Source organism: Paenarthrobacter sp. NPDC089675 (genome assembly GCF_044749185.1).
Classification (GTDB): domain Bacteria; phylum Actinomycetota; class Actinomycetes; order Actinomycetales; family Micrococcaceae; genus Arthrobacter.
The window spans coordinates 99,597-117,509 of record NZ_JBIVHM010000002.1 but is presented as its reverse complement, the minus strand read 5'-3'; the positions used below and the strand labels follow the sequence as shown (position 1 = coordinate 117,509).

The 17,913-nt window shown below is 63.4% G+C and carries 16 protein-coding genes; 7 read left to right on the top strand and 9 right to left on the bottom strand.

Going from position 1 to position 17,913, the window contains the following annotated elements; genetic code table 11:
• The first annotated feature begins 9 nt into the window (after nt 1-9).
• From ACIPY2_RS04660 to ACIPY2_RS04645, 4 genes are all read left to right on the top strand, one after another.
• Complete coding sequence (locus ACIPY2_RS04660; protein WP_400265209.1) at nt 10-1,236, top strand: phosphoglycerate kinase; 1,227 nt, start codon at nt 10-12, stop codon at nt 1,234-1,236.
• 75 nt (nt 1,237-1,311) lie between these two features.
• Nucleotides 1,312-2,127, top strand: a complete 816-nt coding sequence (tpiA, locus tag ACIPY2_RS04655) for a triose-phosphate isomerase (RefSeq protein ID WP_400265208.1) — start codon at nt 1,312-1,314, stop codon at nt 2,125-2,127.
• A gap of 36 nt (nt 2,128-2,163) precedes the next feature.
• On the top strand, nt 2,164-2,421 hold the full coding sequence (secG, locus tag ACIPY2_RS04650; protein ID WP_021470411.1) for a preprotein translocase subunit SecG: 258 nt from the start codon (nt 2,164-2,166) through the stop codon (nt 2,419-2,421).
• Nucleotides 2,422-2,502: 81 nt separating this feature from the next.
• Complete coding sequence (locus ACIPY2_RS04645) at nt 2,503-2,964, top strand: RNA polymerase-binding protein RbpA (protein WP_400265207.1); 462 nt, start codon at nt 2,503-2,505, stop codon at nt 2,962-2,964.
• On the opposite strand, the gene pgl is transcribed toward ACIPY2_RS04645, so the two are convergent.
• The 6 genes from pgl to tkt are packed head-to-tail and all read right to left on the bottom strand — an operon-like array spanning nt 2,917 to nt 11,139.
• Nucleotides 2,917-3,735, bottom strand: a complete 819-nt coding sequence (gene pgl, locus ACIPY2_RS04640; protein WP_400265206.1) for a 6-phosphogluconolactonase — start codon at nt 3,733-3,735, stop codon at nt 2,917-2,919. The two genes, ACIPY2_RS04645 and pgl, sit on opposite strands and share 48 nt — an antisense overlap.
• Nucleotides 3,725-4,666, bottom strand: coding sequence for a glucose-6-phosphate dehydrogenase assembly protein OpcA (locus ACIPY2_RS04635; RefSeq protein WP_400265205.1), 942 nt, complete (start codon nt 4,664-4,666; stop codon nt 3,725-3,727). The genes pgl and ACIPY2_RS04635 overlap by 11 nt, the downstream gene beginning before the upstream one ends.
• Nucleotides 4,663-6,219, bottom strand: coding sequence for a glucose-6-phosphate dehydrogenase (zwf, locus tag ACIPY2_RS04630; RefSeq protein ID WP_400265204.1), 1,557 nt, complete (start codon nt 6,217-6,219; stop codon nt 4,663-4,665). The genes ACIPY2_RS04635 and zwf overlap by 4 nt, the downstream gene beginning before the upstream one ends.
• Nucleotides 6,220-6,234: 15 nt before the next feature.
• The gene (locus tag ACIPY2_RS04625; RefSeq protein WP_400265203.1) at nt 6,235-7,866 is read right to left on the bottom strand and encodes a glucose-6-phosphate isomerase; all 1,632 of its coding nucleotides are present in this window, start codon (nt 7,864-7,866) and stop codon (nt 6,235-6,237) included.
• 6 nt (nt 7,867-7,872) lie between these two features.
• Entirely contained in the window at nt 7,873-8,991 is a 1,119-nt protein-coding gene (gene tal, locus ACIPY2_RS04620; RefSeq protein WP_400265202.1) for a transaldolase, read from the bottom strand.
• A 30-nt stretch (nt 8,992-9,021) separates the two neighbouring features.
• On the bottom strand, nt 9,022-11,139 hold the full coding sequence (gene tkt, locus ACIPY2_RS04615; protein WP_400265738.1) for a transketolase: 2,118 nt from the start codon (nt 11,137-11,139) through the stop codon (nt 9,022-9,024).
• 439 nt (nt 11,140-11,578) lie between these two features.
• Between tkt and ACIPY2_RS04610 the strand changes: the two genes are divergently transcribed.
• Nucleotides 11,579-12,538: a heme o synthase gene (locus ACIPY2_RS04610; RefSeq protein WP_400265201.1), complete on the top strand. Its 960-nt coding sequence runs from the start codon at nt 11,579-11,581 to the stop codon at nt 12,536-12,538.
• Between the two features lie 269 nt (nt 12,539-12,807).
• On the opposite strand, the gene ACIPY2_RS04605 is transcribed toward ACIPY2_RS04610, so the two are convergent.
• From ACIPY2_RS04605 to ACIPY2_RS04595, 3 genes are read right to left on the bottom strand one after another with little or no spacing between them, the layout of a single operon-like run.
• Complete coding sequence (locus tag ACIPY2_RS04605) at nt 12,808-13,752, bottom strand: heme A synthase (RefSeq protein WP_400265200.1); 945 nt, start codon at nt 13,750-13,752, stop codon at nt 12,808-12,810.
• Between the two features lie 31 nt (nt 13,753-13,783).
• Nucleotides 13,784-14,548, bottom strand: coding sequence for an ABC transporter permease (locus tag ACIPY2_RS04600; protein WP_400265199.1), 765 nt, complete (start codon nt 14,546-14,548; stop codon nt 13,784-13,786).
• Nucleotides 14,545-15,504 (bottom strand): ABC transporter ATP-binding protein, encoded by a 960-nt coding sequence (locus tag ACIPY2_RS04595; protein ID WP_400265198.1) that lies wholly within the window; start codon nt 15,502-15,504, stop codon nt 14,545-14,547. The genes ACIPY2_RS04600 and ACIPY2_RS04595 overlap by 4 nt, the downstream gene beginning before the upstream one ends.
• 128 nt (nt 15,505-15,632) lie before the next feature.
• Between ACIPY2_RS04595 and ACIPY2_RS04590 the strand changes: the two genes are divergently transcribed.
• Both ACIPY2_RS04590 and sufB read left to right on the top strand, forming a co-directional pair.
• On the top strand, nt 15,633-16,436 hold the full coding sequence (locus ACIPY2_RS04590; RefSeq protein ID WP_400265737.1) for a helix-turn-helix transcriptional regulator: 804 nt from the start codon (nt 15,633-15,635) through the stop codon (nt 16,434-16,436).
• On the top strand, nt 16,436-17,911 hold the full coding sequence (gene sufB / locus ACIPY2_RS04585; protein ID WP_144658782.1) for a Fe-S cluster assembly protein SufB: 1,476 nt from the start codon (nt 16,436-16,438) through the stop codon (nt 17,909-17,911). Before ACIPY2_RS04590 ends, sufB begins: the two co-directional genes overlap by 1 nt.
• The last annotated feature ends 2 nt before the right edge of the window (nt 17,912-17,913 follow it).

Sequence of the window (17,913 nt, the reverse complement as noted above, 5' to 3'; positions counted from 1 at the left end):
GGTAGACACATGACATCTCACACCCTCAACGAACTCATCGCTGAAGGTGTCCGCGGGCGGTACATTCTGGTTCGAAGTGACCTGAATGTGCCGCTCGACGGCTCTACAGTGACCGACGACGGCCGCATCAAGGCCTCCCTCCCGGTCATTAAGAAGCTCTCGGACGCCGGTGCCCGCGTGCTCGTAACCGCCCACCTCGGCCGCCCCAAGGGCGCGCCCGAGGAGAAGTACTCCCTGAAGCCCGCTGCTGCCCGCCTCGCGGAACTTGCGGACTTCAAGGTCTCCCTGGCCACCGACACCGTTGGCGACTCCGCCAAGGAACTTGCGGCCGGACTTCAGGACGGCGAAGTGCTCGTCCTGGAGAACGTCCGCTTCGACCCCCGCGAAACCAGCAAGGACGACGCCGAGCGCGGCGCCTTCGCTGATGAGCTCGTATCCCTGACGGGCGGGAACGGCGCTTTCGTGGACGATGCTTTCGGTGCGGTCCACCGCAAGCACGCCAGCGTCTATGACGTAGCCACGCGTCTGCCGTCCTACCTTGGGGACCTCGTCCACACGGAAGTTGAAGTCCTCCGGAAGCTCACCACGGACACCCAGCGGCCCTACGTGGTGGTCCTGGGTGGTTCCAAGGTCTCTGACAAGCTCGCGGTTATCGACAACCTGCTCGGCAAGGCGGACACGATCCTGGTCGGTGGCGGCATGCTGTTCACCTTCCTGGCCGCTGCCGGCCATAAGGTCGCCGGTAGCCTCCTCGAGGAAGACCAAATTCCCGTGGTGCAGGACTACCTCAAGCGTGCCGCGGACGCCGGTACCGCATTCGTCATCCCCACGGACGTTGTTGTGGCCAGCCGTTTCGCTGCCGACGCTGACCACGAGGTGGTCAAGGCCGACGCGATCGAAGAAAGCTCGTTCGGAGCTTCAGGTATTGGCCTGGATATCGGACCGGAAACCGCTTCGGCGTTCGCGGCCCAGATTGAAGGCGCCAAGACCGTGTTCTGGAACGGCCCCATGGGTGTCTTCGAGTTCCCGGCCTTCGCGGCGGGCACCAAGGCCATTGCACAGGCTTTGACGGACACCGTGGCGTTCACGGTGGTCGGTGGCGGCGATTCCGCAGCAGCTGTCCGCACCCTCGGTTTCGAGGATTCGCAGTTCGGCCACATTTCCACCGGTGGTGGGGCGAGCCTTGAGTACTTGGAAGGCAAGGACCTTCCCGGACTCAGCGTCCTGGACCGCTAAGTTCAGCAAACGGCCGGCGGGGCGTCATCGCGTCCCGCCGGCTTTCACCATTTTCAAGCACTCATTGGAGTTCACGTGACTACCTCCGCCAACGGCAACTTTGTCCGCAAGCCTTTCATCGCCGGCAACTGGAAGATGAACATGGACCACGTCCAGGGCATCACCCTGCTGCAGAAGCTTGCTTGGACCCTCTCCGATGCCAAGCACGACTACAAGCGCGTGGAGGTAGCGGTGTTCCCGCCGTTTACCGACCTCCGCGGCGTCCAGACTTTGGTGCAGGGCGACGATCTGGAAGTCGTCTATGGCGGCCAGGACCTGTCCCAATTCGACTCCGGCGCCTACACGGGCGACATCTCAGGCCAATTCCTGAACAAGCTTGGCTGCTCGTACGTGCTGGTTGGCCACAGTGAACGCCGCACCATCCACAACGAGTCGGACGACGTCCTCAACGCCAAAGTGAAAGCCGCCTTCCGGCACGGTGTCACTCCGGTGCTCTGCGTTGGCGAAGGGCTTGAAGTCCGCCAGGCCGGAACGCACGTGGAGCACACCCTGTCCCAGCTGCGGGCAGACGTGGAAGGACTCACGGCAGAGCAGGCGGCCGAACTCGTGGTGGCCTATGAGCCCGTGTGGGCCATTGGCACGGGAGAAGTCGCCGGACCGGAGGATGCGCAAGAGATGTGTGCAGCAATCCGCGCCGAGTTGGCGGAGCTCTTCGACGCCGATGTCGCTGCCAAGACGCGCCTTCTCTACGGCGGCTCGGTAAAGGCCAACAACGCTGCCGCAATTCTGGCAGAACCGGACGTGGATGGCCTCCTTGTGGGTGGCGCCAGCTTGGACCCGGCCGAATTTGCTAACATTGTCAGGTTCGAGAGCCACCTCGTCACCGACTAGTCCGGCTCCCGTTTTCCGCTTCTTCGAAAGGCCGTCGTGGACGTTCTTCAAGTCATCCTGCAGATCCTGCTGGGCATCACCAGCCTCCTGCTGACTCTGCTCATTCTCCTGCATAAGGGCCGCGGTGGTGGCCTGTCGGACATGTTCGGCGGAGGCATGAGCTCCGGATTGAGCTCCTCCGGTGTAGCGGAACGCAACCTGAACCGGTTCACCATTATTCTGGGAGTCACTTGGGGCGTGGTCATTATTGGACTCGGGCTCATCATGCGGTTCACCTCCGGAGGGGACTCCTAAGCACCCTCGGAAAGTATCCACCCACACCACCTCGACGGCGGCACCAAAGTTTGGTGCCGCCGTCGGGCGTCTGGCATTAGAATGACGGTGTCGGCCGACAGGCCCACGATCCGTTCGACCGAACACCAATCCGCCAGGGGGTTCGAAATGGTTCATGGCACGCCCGGTTACCGCGGCACCCGCGTGGGGGTGGCCCTCGGGTCAACGCCGCGAAATCAAAGCGATCACAGTGATGGCGAACAGTTGCCGCGTATCCGTGTGCCCTATTTGTGCTCAAAGGGACACGAAACGCGGCTTGTTTTCCTTAAGCTGCCTGACGAGCAGATACCCGTGACCTGGGATTGCCCCAAGTGTGGATTGCCGGCGTCGCGGGATCCACTGCATCCCGCCGCCGCCCGGCCCGACGACGAAATCTTCAAGTCTCATCTGGATTACGTTAAAGAAAGGCGCTCCAGCCAGGACGCTGAAGTAGTCCTGGCTGGAGCGTTGGAGAGGCTACGCGCCCGCGGGATCCTTCCGGACCAGCTGCTGGGGGACGCGTGAAGCTGCGTTCTCGTCGATAAGCCACAACGTCCGTGAACGGCCGATCGGGCCGGCTGCCGGAACCTGGACGGGGTTGGCGCCTGCTAGCGCAAGGCCAACTGCTCCGGCCTTGTCCTCGCCCGCGACGACCATCCAGATTTCCTGCGCCGTGTTGATGGCCGGCAAGGTCAGGGAAATTCTCGACGGCGGCGGCTTGGGGGAGTTTTCAACGCCCACTACCGTGCGGTCCTTTTCCCTGATGGCTGCCTGCTCGGGAAAGAGCGACGCTACGTGAGCGTCCGGCCCGACGCCGAGCAACAGGACATCGAAACGGGGCAGGTTAGCCGGCTCCTCGGGTCGGTCGTCCGAGGTGTCAGCGGCATGCTCAGCCTCGGCGGCTGCAAGCAACTGGGCCGCGTAGTCGGCAGCGGCTTCTTCTGCTGAACCGAACTCATCCGTGGAACCCGGCTGATGGACGCGGGCAGGATCCACCGGGAAGTGGGCCAGGAGCGCCTCGTGCGCCTGCTTGGTGTTGCGGTCCTCGCTGTCGGAAGCAACAAAGCGCTCGTCGCCCCACCAGAAGTTCACCCTGGACCAGTCAACTGCGGGTGCAGCCGCAGACTCCGCCACCGCCTTCAGCGTTCCAATGCCCACTGTTCCGCCGGTGAGGACCACTGTGGCTTCACCGTGCTTGTCCTGGACATCCACGAGCTTGGTGATGAGTCGGGCGGCAATAGCCGCCATCAAAACCTTGGAGTCGGGATGGATGCTTACTCTTGGCTCAGCGCGCACTGGTCTGGACTCTCCTTTGGCTGGTAAGTGGCAGTCCCATCGTAATCACTTCTCCGAAGACTTCGTCCGGGTCAAGCCGGCGGAGCTCTTCTGCAAGGCAGTCCTTGAGGCTACGCCGCGGGAGCGTGATCCGCTGCGCGGGCTGGCCCGGCTGGGTCAGCTCCGCCACCGACAGGCCCGGGCGGAACAACTGGACGTCCCCGCTGGCCCGCGTCAGCCGAACACGGCGGATGCCGGTCCCGGCAGGATCAGCGACGATCGTCACCGGTGCCTGCAGTGCCAACGTAAGCCAAGCGGCAAGCAACAGCGTGCTGGGGGAGTCCGAGGCACCTTCCACCGCTATCGCGGAGACCGGGTCACCGTCCACCTGGTCCAGGACTGCGGCGAGTTGGATGCGCCAGTTGGTCAGGCGTGTCCAGGCGAGGTCGGTGTCTCCGGCCTTGTAGGTCCGACGGATGTTCTCCAACGCCTGGGCGGGATCCGGTTCGTTGGCGGAATCTGTGATGCGGCGGTGCGCGATGGCTCCAATGGAGGTATCACATGCACTCTCAGGGGCACCATGCGGCCACCACGCCACAATGGGGGCGTCAGGCAGCAGCAGCGCCGCTACCAACGACTCGCTTTCGTGGGCCATGTGTCCGTAGCCCCGCAGGACGATGACCTCCGAGGCGCCGGCATCTCCGCCAACGCGGATCTGGGCATCCAGCCGGTCCGGCTTTTCGGCGCCGGCGTCGGCCAGAACGATGATCCGGCACGGGTGTTCCCGGCTGGCCTCGTTGGCGGCCTCGATGGCTTCCTCTTCCTGCCCTGACTTGGTCACGACCACCAGGGTCAATACCCGGCCCAGCGCGATCACGCCACCCTGCTCTCGCAAGGAGGTGATCTTCTTGGAAATCTTTGACGTGGTGGTATCGGGAAGATCTACGATCATGGCCTTCTCCAGGTTCGTCCGTCACGGGCCAGGAGCTCATCGGCGGAAGCCGGTCCCCAACTGCCCGGAGCATACGGTTGCGGTTGTTCGTCCAAACCGGCCCAGTATTCCTCGAAGGGATCGAGGATCTTCCAGGACAGCTCCACTTCCTGATGTCGCGGGAACAACGGCGGCTCACCCAGCAGCACATCCAGGATCAGTCGCTCGTACGCCTCCGGGGACGATTCAGTGAACGAGTGCCCGTACCCGAAGTCCATGGTGACGTCGCGTACTTCCATCTGCGTGCCCGGAACCTTGGAACCGAACCGGATCGTGGCACCTTCGTCGGGCTGGACCCGGATCACCACGGCGTTCTGGCCGAAGTCGTCCTCACCGTGGTCACGGAACAGCAGGTTGGGTGCACGCTTGAACACCACGGCGATCTCCGTGACGCGGCGGCCCAAACGCTTGCCCGCCCGGAGGTAGAACGGAACACCGGCCCAGCGGCGGGTGTTGATGTCCACGCGGATGGCTGCGTACGTCTCCGTCTTGCTGTCGGCGGGGATACCTTCCTCGTCCAAGTAACCGAGGACTTCTTCGCCACCCTGCCATCCGCCGGTGAACTGGCCACGGGCAGAATGCGTCGAGAGGTCCTCCGGGAGCTTGACGGCGGCGAGGACCTTCTCCTTCTCCGCCCGAAGATCATCGGCGTTGAACGAGATCGGTTCTTCCATCGCCGTCAGCGCGAGCAACTGGAGGAGGTGGTTCTGGATCACGTCCCGGGCTGCACCCACGCCGTCGTAGTACCCCGCACGCCCGCCGGTGCCGATGTCCTCGGCCATGGTGATCTGCACGTGGTCAACGTAGTTGGCGTTCCACAAGGGTTCGAAGAGCTGGTTCGCGAAACGCAGCGCCAGGATGTTCTGGACCGTTTCCTTGCCGAGGTAGTGGTCAATCCGGAACACCGCATCCGGCGGGAACACGGACTCCACGATATCGTTCAGCTGCCGTGCCGACTCGAGGTCGTGGCCGAACGGTTTTTCGATGACCACACGGCGCCACTGGCCCGGTTTGGCCTGGGCGAGCCCGTGCTTGGACAGCTGACGGCAGACCTGCTCGAACGCCTTGGGCGGGATGGACAGGTAGAACCCGTGGTTGCCTCGCGTACCACGCGTCTGGTCCAGCTCTTCAAGCACGTCTCCGAGACGCTCGAAAGCGTCGTCGTCGTCGAACTCGCCCTGGACGAACCGGATGCCGGAGGCCAGCTGTTCCCACACCGCTTCGTCGAACTTCGTCCGCGCATGGGCTTTCACATTTTCCCGGACCTCGGCCGCGAAGTCTGCATTATCCCAATCGCGGCGGCCAAAGCCCACCAATGCAAAGCTGGGAGGCAGCAGGCCGCGGTTCGCCAAGTCGTAGACCGCCGGCATCAATTTCTTTCGGGCGAGGTCGCCAGTGACTCCGAAGAACACCAACGACGACGGCCCGGCAATACGGTTCAGGCGCCGGTCCCGCGGATCACGCAACGGATTCCGCAGGCCGGAGTTCTTCCTGCCGTTTTCAGTATCTGGCATGTTTGGTTCTGTGCCTTAGCTTTCGAGTGCGCTTGACCGGCCGGCCAACGCAGCGACGACATCCTGGAGCTGGGCCACGCCTGCTGCCCGGTCTGTAAGGTGCAGGCGCAGGACAGGGCGGCCGTGGCTTTCGAGGACCTGGGCGTCGCCCGAAGCCTGGGCTGCGATGAGCTGGCCGAACGTGAACGGGCGGTCCGGGATCTCCAGGTCGGTGGAAGCGGCAGCCGTGATCTGCAGGAACACACCGATTGCCGGGCCACCCTTATGGAACTGCCCGGTGGAGTGCAGGAACCGCGGGCCCCAGCCGAACGTCACCGGACGCCCGCTGACTGCTGCGAGTTCGTCCCGGATACCTTCGAGCGGGGCATGGGAGATGCGGTCCAGGTATGCCTGGACACTGAGGTATCCGTCGGAACCGAGTTGACCGAGCAGGGCCTGCACGGCGTCGGTAACGGTGTCTGCCGAGCCCAGCCACTCACCGCCGCGGACCTCTACGGCGCCATCGGTGAAGGCAGCTGGCGTAGGCTCCGGGCGGGCATCGAGAAGGCCGCGCGCAGCGACCTTGGCAGCCTCGACGTCAGGCTGGTCGAACGGGTTGATGCCCAGCAGTCGACCGGCAACGGCGGTGGCAAATTCCCAGACGAACATCTGCGTGGCCAAGCCGCCGGCGATCGCCACCTCATTCTTGCGAAGTTCGACGTCGGCGTCCGCACCGACCAGGCGGACCACCAGCACGTCCTCCGCGCCGCCGCGGGCTTCGGGAGAATCCGGACCCGCGACCACGGGCAGCACACCTGTGCCGAGCTTGCCGGTGGATTCGGCAATGAGCTGTTCGGCCCAGTCAGCGAAGCCGACGATTCCCGATCCGTCCTCGGCGATGACGATTTTATTGCGCAGGGGGCTGGTTCCTCCCAAGGCAACGCCCAGGGAAAGGCCGATGTTGTCGGCCGAGTCCTCGTTGAGGATTTCGCCGGCTTCCTCGGCCTCATCGAGGAAGGCCTGGATGTCTACGCCGGCCAGGCCGCAGGGAACCAGGCCGAAGGCAGTCAGCGCAGAGAAGCGGCCGCCCACATTCGGGTCGGCGTTGAATACGGCCCGGTAGCCGGCCTCACGCGACGCCTTATCCAGCGGGGAACCGGGATCGGTAACGATGATGATCCGGCTCTTGGCGTCGATGCCGGCGTCGTTGAACGCCTTCTCGAACACGCGGCGCTGGGAATCCGTTTCCACCGTGGAGCCGGACTTGGACGAAACGACGATTGCCGTTTCGGCCAGTCGGTCGGCAAGGGCGGCACTGACCTGTTCGGGATCAGTGCTGTCCAGCACAGTCAGCTCGACGCCGGCAGTGCCGGCAATGACCTCCGGCGCCAAAGACGAGCCGCCCATGCCACAGAGGACAATGTGGGTGACGCCTTCAGCGCGCAGTGCATCGCGCAGTTCCAAGATCCGGCCCACCAACGGCTGGGAGACTGCAGGAGCCTCCACCCAGCCGAGGCGGATTGCGGATTCCGACTCCGCCTCAGGACCCCACAACGTGTGGTCCTTGGCAAAAATCCGCGTGGCGATCCTGTCTTCGACCAGGCTGTCAATATGCTGGGCGATTGCCTGCTGGGCGGCACCGCTGGCGTCAAAGCTGATTGTGCTCATTGTTGGTTAGGAAGCCTTCCGTGCGGTAGCAAGTGCGCCTTCAACGTCGGCCAGCAGTTCCTTCCAGCTGGCCACGAACTTCTCCAGGCCCTCGGACTCGAGGAGGGCCACGACGTCGTTGTAGGAAACGCCGAGCTTCTCGAGGGCGTCGAGGACACCGTTGGCTTCTTCATACGTGCCGCTGATGGTGTCGCCGGTGACCACGCCGTGGTCGAAGGTGGCATCAAGAGTCTTCTCCGGCATGGTGTTCACTACGCCTGCGGCAACCAGTTCGGTGACGTAAAGGGTGTCCGGGTAGGCCGGGTCCTTCACGCCGGTTGATGCCCACAGGGGGCGCTGGGGCAGGGCACCGGCTTCGGCAAGGACGTTCCAGCGTTCGGTGGAGAACAGTTCCTCGTAAACCTGGTAGGCCAAGCGTGCATTGGCTACGCCTGCCTTGCCCTTCAGTGCCTTGGCTTCATCAGTACCGATGGCGTCCAGGCGCTTGTCGATTTCGGTGTCCACGCGGGAGACAAAGAAGGAAGCAACCGAATGGATCTTGGACAGATCGTGGCCGTTCTCCTTAGCCTGCTCCAGGCCGCTCTGGAAGGCATTGATGACGGCGCGGTAGCGCTGCAGGGAGAAGATCAGGGTCACATTGACGCTGATACCCTCTGCAAGCGTTGCGGTGATCGCCTCCAGGCCTTCGAGCGTGGCCGGAATCTTGATGTGGACATTGTCCTTGTTGACCTTGGCGTACAGGTGCTTGGCTTCGGCGATGGTGCCTGCCGTGTCCCAGGCGAGACGCGGGTCGACCTCAATGGAGACGCGGCCGTCAACACCGTTGGTGGCCTTGGCGATCGGAGCAAAGAGGTCGCAGGCGTCGGCGACGTCCGTGGTGGTGATCTCGAAGATCGTCTCCTCAACGGTTGCGCCCTCGGCAGCCTTGGCTGCAATGGTGGCGTCGTAGTCCGTGCCGGCGGTGATCGCCGCGTGGAAGATCGACGGGTTGGTGGTTACGCCGACGACGTTCTTTTCGTCGATGAGCTTCTGCAGTGTGCCGGTCTCCAGGCGGTTGCGGGAGAGGTCGTCGAGCCAGATGGAAACGCCGGCGTCGGACAGCTGCTGCGTGGGAGTGCTGGTCATTGGTTTTCTCCTTGGTGGGATCTCAGACGATTATGCGTTGACGTCTGCGAGGGAGTCCTTGGCAGCGGCTGCCACGGCTTCGGCGGTGATGCCGAATTCGTTGAACAGGCGCTTGTAGTCGGCGGACGCGCCGAAGTGCTCGAGGCTGATGGAGCGGCCGGCATCGCCGACGAATTCCTGCCAACCAAGCGCAAGGCCGGCTTCGACGGATACTCGGGCCTTGACATAGGCCGGCAGGACCGATTCGCGGTACGCCTCGTCCTGCTTCTTGAACCACTCGACACACGGCATGGACACCACGCGGGTGGCGATGCCCTCGGCCTGGAGTGCCTCGCGGGCCTGGACAGCGAGCTGGACTTCGGAGCCGGTGCCGATCAGGATGACCTGTGCGTCGACGGTTTCGCCGTCCTTGGAGGCTTCGGCCAGGACGTAGCCGCCCTTTGCAACACCTGCGGTGGAGGCGAAGGTGTCGCCGTTGGCTGCACCTTCACCGCGGGCGTAGGTGGGGATGTTCTGGCGGGTCAGGACAATACCGGCCGGGTTTTCATGGTTCTCGAGCATGGCCTTCCATGCAGCGGAGACCTCGTTTGCGTCACCTGGGCGGACCACGTCCAGGCCGGGGATGGCGCGCAGGGAAGCGAGCTGTTCCACAGGCTGGTGCGTCGGGCCGTCTTCGCCGAGGCCGATCGAGTCGTGCGTCCAGACGTACAGCGAGGGGACACCCATGAGTGCGCCGAGGCGGATCGCCGGGCGCTGGTAGTCCGAGAAGATCAGGAACGTGCCAGAGAACGCACGGGTCCGTCCGGCCAGCGAGATGCCGTTCACGATCGAGGCGGCAGCGTGCTCGCGGATACCGAAGTGCAGCACGCGACCGTAGGGGTTGCCCTTCCAGGCTTCCGTGGAGCGCGAAGCCGGGATGAACGACGGCGAGCCTTCGATCGTGGTGTTGTTGGACTCGGCCAGGTCGGCCGAACCGCCCCAAAGTTCCGGAAGCACCGGGCCAATGGCGTTGAGGACCTTGCCCGAAGCAGCACGGGTGGAAACGTCCTTGCCGGCCTCGAATACGGGAAGGGCAGCGTCGATGCCAACCGGAAGCTTCTTGGCTTCGATGCGCTCCAGGAGGGCGGCGCCGTCCGGGTTGGAGGCCTGCCATGCCTCGAACTTGGTCTGCCACGCGGCACGTTCTTCGGAGCCGCGCTCAACGACCTTGCGGGCGTGGGCGAGGACTTCCTCGTCAACCTGGAAAGACTTTGCGGGGTCGAATCCCAGAACGGACTTCAGGGCAGCTACTTCTTCGGCACCGAGGGCGGAGCCGTGGATCTTGCCGGTGTTCTGCTTCTTCGGAGCCGGGTAACCGATGATCGTCCGCAGCGAGATGATGGACGGCTTGGTGGTTTCAGCCTTGGCAGCCAGCAGTGCGGAGTAGAGTTCCTGGACGTCTTCGACGTATTCGCCGGTCTTTGTCCAGTCCACTCGCTGGGTGTGCCAACCGTAGGCCTCATAACGCTTCAAGACGTCTTCGGTGAAGGCGATGTCGGTGTCGTCTTCGATGGAGATGTGGTTCTCGTCGTACACAACAACGAGGTTGCCCAGTTCCTGGTGTCCGGCGAGCGAGGAAGCCTCGGACGTGACGCCTTCCTGCAGGTCGCCGTCGGAAGCGATAACCCAGATGGTGTGGTCGAACGGCGACTCGCCGGCGGGCGCATCGGCATCGAACAGGCCGCGCTGGCGGCGCTGCGAGTAGGCGAAGCCAACCGACGAAGCCAAGCCCTGGCCCAAGGGGCCGGTGGTGATTTCAACACCGGCGGTGTGCTTGTACTCCGGGTGGCCCGGGGTCAGGGAACCCCACGTACGGAGGGCCTCGAGGTCCTTCAGCTCAAGGCCGTAACCGGACAGGAACAGCTGGATGTACAGCGTCAGCGACGTGTGGCCGGGGGAGAGGACGAACCGGTCGCGGCCAATCCACTCAGGGTTCTTCGGGTCGTGGCGCATCAGCTTCTGGAACAGCAGGTAGGCAGCCGGAGCGAGGCTCATGGCCGTGCCCGGGTGGCCGTTCCCGACCTTCTCCACAGCGTCGGCAGCCAACACCCGAATGGTGTCAACAGCCTTCTGGTCCAGATCGGTCCAGGACAGTTCTTGCTCTTCCAAATGTGGCACGAAAACCGAGCCCCTCTCTGTGCTGACGGCAGGTTCTGATTACACGGCACGCAGGAAGCTCAGGATGGCGCCCGCTGCAATGTGTTTACCAGCCGTTCACCATTGAAACGTTGATCTCTCATCCAGACGCACGGAGAATCCGAGAATACGGTTTCCCGGAGTGTCGACGTGTGCTGATCTGTTTCACAGCTTAGCCCTAAACGTGGCATGGGACTCAGGAAATCCCACTAACTGGACAGAAATTCGCTTATATGAATCACCAAGGCGCCACCAACGCGTGAAGATTCGGAAACATTGACGTATTTTGCGGACATTGGTCCACTTGCGGCCACGGTATGATATTCGGAGGCCACCAGCGGCCGGCGTGCCCCCGGTTTCGTCCCGGGAACGCGGACAACGCCGCTGTGAGAACCCCAGAGCATAGAACAGAGTGACTGCCGCCGTGAGCACAACTGATACGCCCCTCAACGCGTCCCCGGCCCGGGGAAGCATTGGAATCTCCCGCAAGCTCAAGGCGTATCTGGCTCTCACCAAACCCCGCGTCATCGAACTGCTTCTGGTCAGCACGCTGCCCACCATGATCTTCGCCCAGCGCGGCTTCCCTTCCATCGGGCTCATCCTGGCGACCCTCGTTGGCGGCGCCTTTGCCGCCGGCAGCGCAGGTGTCTTCAACTGCTACATCGACCGGGACATCGACAAGTTGATGCACCGCACGGAGAAGAGGCCACTGGTGACCGGCGAGGTGAGCCCCCGCGAGGCCCTCGTCTTCGCGTGGATCCTTGGCGCCGCCTCCATTGCCATCCTTTGGTTCGGCGCCAACCCGTTGTCTGCCTGGCTGGGGCTGGGCGCGATCGTCTTCTACGTGGTCATCTACACCATGATCCTGAAGCGCCGCACGGCCCAGAACATCGTCTGGGGCGGCGCGGCGGGCTGCTTCCCTGTCCTGATCGCGTGGTCCGCGGTCACCAATACTGTCGAATGGCCGGCCATTGTCTTGTTCATGGTCATTTTCCTGTGGACGCCCCCGCACTACTGGCCCCTTTCCATGCGCTACGGCGAGGACTACCGGAACGCCAAGGTTCCCATGCTTGGGGCCATTGCCGGAGCAAAGGTGGTATCCGTCCAGGTGGTCCTCTACGCGTGGGCCATGGTGGCGTGTTCCCTACTGATGGTCCCCGTGGGCGGGGCCGGCTGGGTCTACACCATCGCTGCCGTCGCGGCTGGGGCTTGGTTCCTGTACGAAAGCCACGCCCTCTACAAGCGGGCACAGGGAGGCGACGTCTCCAACAAGGGGGCGATGAAGGTCTTCCACGGCTCCATCAGCTACCTGACTCTGCTGTTCATCGCGTTGGCCGTTGACCCCTTCGTCGGTTCGCCCCTTATCGGCTAACACCTCCGGCCTAAGGCCCGACGCCGGCACTCACCTGGGAGCCGGAGCCGGGCTTTTTTCTTCCCCGGATCCTCTCTCACCTCCCACCCCTTCCCGACGGATCCTCTCTCACACCCCACCCCTTCCCGACGGATCCTCTCTCACACCCCACCGGTAGCGCCGGAGTCCGTTCCTTGGCGCCACAACGAAAAGGCCCGACGCCGGCACTCAAGTGAGTGACGACGTCGGGCCTTTAGCCAACCTGGCTGGACGGCAACCTGCCGGATCGGTTACTCCGCCGGGCTTGCCTTTGCCAGGTCCGCGGCGTTGGTCGAGGCGCTCATCAACAGGGCCGCTCCCAGCATGTGGGCACCAACAAGGAGCGCCGGAATGCCGTTGTAATACTGGGTGAAGCCGATGATCGCCTGCAGCACAGTGACGCCGAGCATCAGGAATGCGGCCGTGCGGAAGGGGCCGGTGATCTTGCGCCGGACGACCATGTAGACCGCAAAAAGGGATCCGGCGGTGATCAGGTAGGCCGGAACGGCGTGGATGTGGGAAAAGAGGTCCCAGTCGAGGTCGTTCCGCGGCGCATCGGCATCCCCCGCGTGCGGCCCGGCACCGGTAACCACCACTCCGAGCATCACAGCGATGGCCGAGAATACGGCAACCGCAAGCATTGCCGGACGCAGAACAGGCGGCAGCTGATGGAGCGTCCGGTTCATGAAACGTCCGGTGCGCCCGTAGGCCCGGTTTACCAGCAGCGTTGCGAAAACCACCAGCGCCATCGAGACAAGGAAGTGCAGCCCGACAACCCAGGGGTTAAGGCCTGAAAGTACCGTGATACCGCCGATGACCGCCTGCGCCGGAATGCTGGCCAGCAGACCCAGGGCCAGCAGGAAGAGGTCGCGCCGCTGCTTGCGTAGGTTCCACAGGTACACCAGCATGAGGACGGCAACTGCGGCAAGCACGAAGGTGAGCAAGCGGTTGCCGAATTCGATGAATCCGTGGATGCCCATTTCCGGGGTGTTGACGAGCGAGTTGTTGGTGCACCGCGGCCATGTAGGGCAGCCTAGGCCCGAGGCCGTCAACCGGACAGCACCACCGGTCACCACAAGGACCGTCTGCCCGATCAGTGAGAGGACGGCTAAACGTCGGATGGTCTTGTTGACGTCCGTAGGGAGTTTGGCGGTGAACCGCTGGACGGTCTTGGGAAGGCGCGATGCCGTACTCACAGGTTTCTCAATTCTCAGTTCTCGTCGGTAATCAGTTCCACTTGAACCAGCGGATGGCCGCGCCACCTGCTACCAGTGTCCACAGCAGGAGGACCAAGACAGCGGGCCACGCAACCGTGCCCTGGAGGAAGGCGTCCCGCAACGCTTGGCCCAAGGCACCGGAGGGAAGGAAATGGACAATATTTTGGGCCAGGACCGGCAAACGCTCGGCTGGAACCACAATGCCGCCGAGTGCTCCGAGCAGGATCCACAGGAGATTGGTGATGGCCAAGGTGGCTTCCGGTCGGACGGTTCCGGCCACCAGGAGTCCCAAGGCCGTAAAGGAGGCCGCGCCCAGCACCAACAATGCCAGGCCGGGCAGCCAGCCGGCGGGCTCAGGATGCCAGCCGAGCAGGCCGGCCACAACAGCGACCACCACCACCTGCAGGAGGAGGACCACCAGAACGGCGAGGATTTTCCCCGCGATCAGGCCACCGCGCCCCAGGGGAGTGGTGGAGAGGAACCTCAGCACCCCGTAGCGGCGATCGAACCCCGTCGCGATGCCTTGCCCGGTAAATGCCGTGGACATGGCACACAACGCGAGGATCCCGGGCGTGGCGATATCTACGCGCGGACTCCCCAGCCCATCGAGCAGCGGGGTCACGGCCAGCCCGATGAGCGCCATGAGTGGCAACACTATGGCGAGGATGAGTTGCTCACCGTTCCGAAGCATGGTGACGGTCTCGTACTTGCCTTGCTGGAGGATCCGGCGGGGCAGAGAGGCAGGGCCCGCATTGGGTGCCAGGAGCTTGCTCATCGAAGGTCCCTTCCGGAGATATCCAGGAATACGTCTTCCAGGCTGCGCGCCTCCAGCCGCAGCGACGCCGGCATGATGTTCCGTTCGGCCCACACGGCGGTAAGCGTTGCGAGATCGGCCGGGATGAGCGCTCCACTGACCGAATAGCTGCCGGAACGCGTCTCGGTGATTTCCAAGCCGGCCCGGAGCACGGCGCTGAAGTCGAGGCCGCCGGGCGCATCGAAGTAGAGGGTCCGGTCGGTGATCTCCGCGGAATGGTTGTGAGCCAGGAGTTCGCCGACTGTTCCCTCGGCGACGTTATGACCGGCGTCGATGATGTAGACGTAATCGGCGAGCCGTTCGGCGTCGTCCATCAGGTGGGTGGTGAGCACGATGCCCATCCCGGAGTCCCGCAATTCTGCGATGAGGTCGAAGACGATCTGGCGCGATTGCGGATCGAGACCGGCACTGGGCTCGTCCAGGAACAGGATCTCGGGATTGCCCACCAAGGCGGCGGCCAGCGCCAGCCGCTGCTTCTGCCCACCGGAAAGCCGCCTTACGCTGGTGCGGCTGAACTGGTCGATGCCGAGTCGCTCCACCAGGAGGTCAACGTCCATCGGGTTCCGGTACATGCCGGCCACGTGGCGCAGCAACGGAAGTGGACGGGCCGACGGCGGGAGCCCGCCATCCTGGAGCATGACGCCCACGCGGGAACGCAACTCCGCGCCGGCAGTATCCGGATCTTCGCCCAGGAGGGTGATCTTCCCTCCGCTGCGCTTCCGGAGGCCCTGGGCACATTCGAGGGTGGTGGTCTTGCCTGCGCCGTTGGCGCCCAGAAGGGCTGTAATCCGCCCCCGTTCGGCCACCAGCGACAGATCGCTGACTACCCGGAGCATTTTGCCGTCAAGGGAGGCCAACGGGCCTACATCCTTAATGAGTCCGTCTATGGTGAGGACAGGGGAGTCGGTGGATCGCACCAAAGTATTCTACGCGAAGTAGTACGGTCACATTCAGGCGGCAAGGCAAGGTCAGTCTTGCCTTACTGGAGGACGGAAACAAATTACGACATGATTGTGTTGTGTATTCCGTGACCACTCCAGTTTCCATGCCCTCCAAGCGGCATGTCGCAGCAAACGAGGCCTCGGTGCCTTCGCCCGCGCTGCGGGACGCTGAAGACCGAACCCGCGACCGCGTCCTTAGCGCCGTCCTGGAGAACGGCCCTGTCAGCGCAGCCGAACTTGGCGACCTCCTCGGATTCACCCCCGCAGCCGTCCGTCGGCACCTTGACCATCTGGAGCGGAACGGTGTGATCGAGGTCAAGCGGGTGGCCAAGGCCGGAGCGGGCGCTGGGCGTCCCGCCCGCCGTTATGTCCTCAGCTCACAGGGCCAGTCCAAACTCGGCGACGATTACCTTAACATTGCTGCTTCGGCCCTTTTGAAACTCCAGGAAATCGCTGGAGACGACGCCGTACAGGAATACGCCGAAGAACGGTTCGCTGAGTTGGAGGCCCGCTACGCCCCCGAGGTTGCCGCGGCGGGGGAGGACATCACGGCGCGTGCCATGGCTCTTTCCAAGGCACTCAGCCGTGACGGCTTCGTCGCCTCTGCGCATTCCATCGAGGCCAAAGCTCCCTTGCCTGCCGCATTCTCAAGTGTCCAGCTATGCCAGGGACATTGCCCGATCCAACAGCTCGCAGCCCGGTTTCCGGTGTTCTGCGACACGGAAACGAAGATGTTTTCCCGCCTGGTCGGCGTCGACGTCCGTCGGCTGTCCACCCTTGCGCAAGGCGGGCATGTCTGCACCACCCACATACCTACCGGGCGACCGGCTGCCACAACGCTCCCAAGCGCTGTAGAGCAGACCGCGAGCCTGTCCCAGGAATCAAACAACCAGCAAGAAAGGCCGTGATGACGGGTCAATTAGCTGAAGGAACAGCAGAGAAGGCGGTAGCTGACGGCACCGTGATCTCGGAGATTCTGGAAAAGAATCCCGAGCTGCACGGTATCGGCAACTACGAGTACGGCTGGGCCGACAAGAACGACGTCGGCGCCAACGCCCGTCGTGGCCTCGACGAGGAGGTTGTCCGTGACATCTCGGACAAGAAGAGCGAGCCCGAGTGGATGCTCGATCTGCGCCTCAAGGGCCTGAAGTACTTCGACCGCAAGCCCATGCCCACCTGGGGTGCAGACCTCTCGGGCATCGACTTCGACAACATCAAGTACTTCGTGCGCTCCACCGAGAAGCAGGCAGCCACGTGGGAAGACCTTCCCGAGGACATCCGGAACACCTACGAAAAGCTGGGTATCCCGGAAGCTGAGCGCAGCCGCCTGGTATCGGGTGTCGCAGCCCAGTACGAGTCAGAGGTTGTCTACCACCAGATCCGCGAGGACCTTGAAGCCCAGGGCGTGATCTTCCTGGACACCGACACCGCCCTGAAGGAACACCCGGAAATCTTCCAGGAGTACTTCGGCACGGTCATCCCCGTGGGCGATAACAAGTTCGCTTCCCTGAACACGGCCGTCTGGTCCGGTGGCTCGTTCGTGTACGTGCCCAAGGGCGTCCACGTGGACATCCCGCTGCAGGCCTACTTCCGCATCAACACGGAAAACATGGGCCAGTTCGAGCGCACGCTGATCATTGCGGACGAAGACTCCTACGTGCACTACATCGAAGGCTGCACGGCTCCGATCTACACCTCGGACTCGCTGCACTCGGCAGTTGTGGAAATCATCGTGAAAAAGGGCGCCCGCGTCCGTTACACGACCATCCAGAACTGGTCCAACAACGTGTACAACCTGGTCACCAAGCGCGCCATCTGCGAAGAGGGCGCCACCATGGAATGGGTCGACGGCAACATCGGCTCCAAGGTCACCATGAAGTACCCGGCTGTCTACCTCGTTGGTGAGCACGCCAAGGGCGAGACCCTGTCCATCGCGTTCGCCGGCGAAGGCCAGCACCAGGACACGGGCTCCAAGATGGTCCACATCGCACCGAACACCAAGAGCTCCATCATTTCCAAGTCGGTGGCCCGTGGTGGCGGCCGTGCAGCGTACCGCGGCCTGGTCCAGGTCCGTGAAGGCGCCAAGCACTCGGCCAACACGGTCCGTTGTGACGCGCTCCTGGTGGACACCATCTCGCGTTCGGACACCTACCCGTACATCGACATCCGCGAGGACGACGTCGTACTGGGCCACGAGGCAACCGTTTCCCGCGTCAGCGAAGAACAGCTCTTCTATCTGATGTCCCGCGGCATGCCGGAGGACGAGGCAATGGCCATGATCGTGCGCGGCTTCATCGAGCCGATCGCCCGTGAACTGCCCATGGAATACGCCCTCGAGCTCAACCGCTTGATTGAACTTCAGATGGAAGGATCCGTCGGTTAACA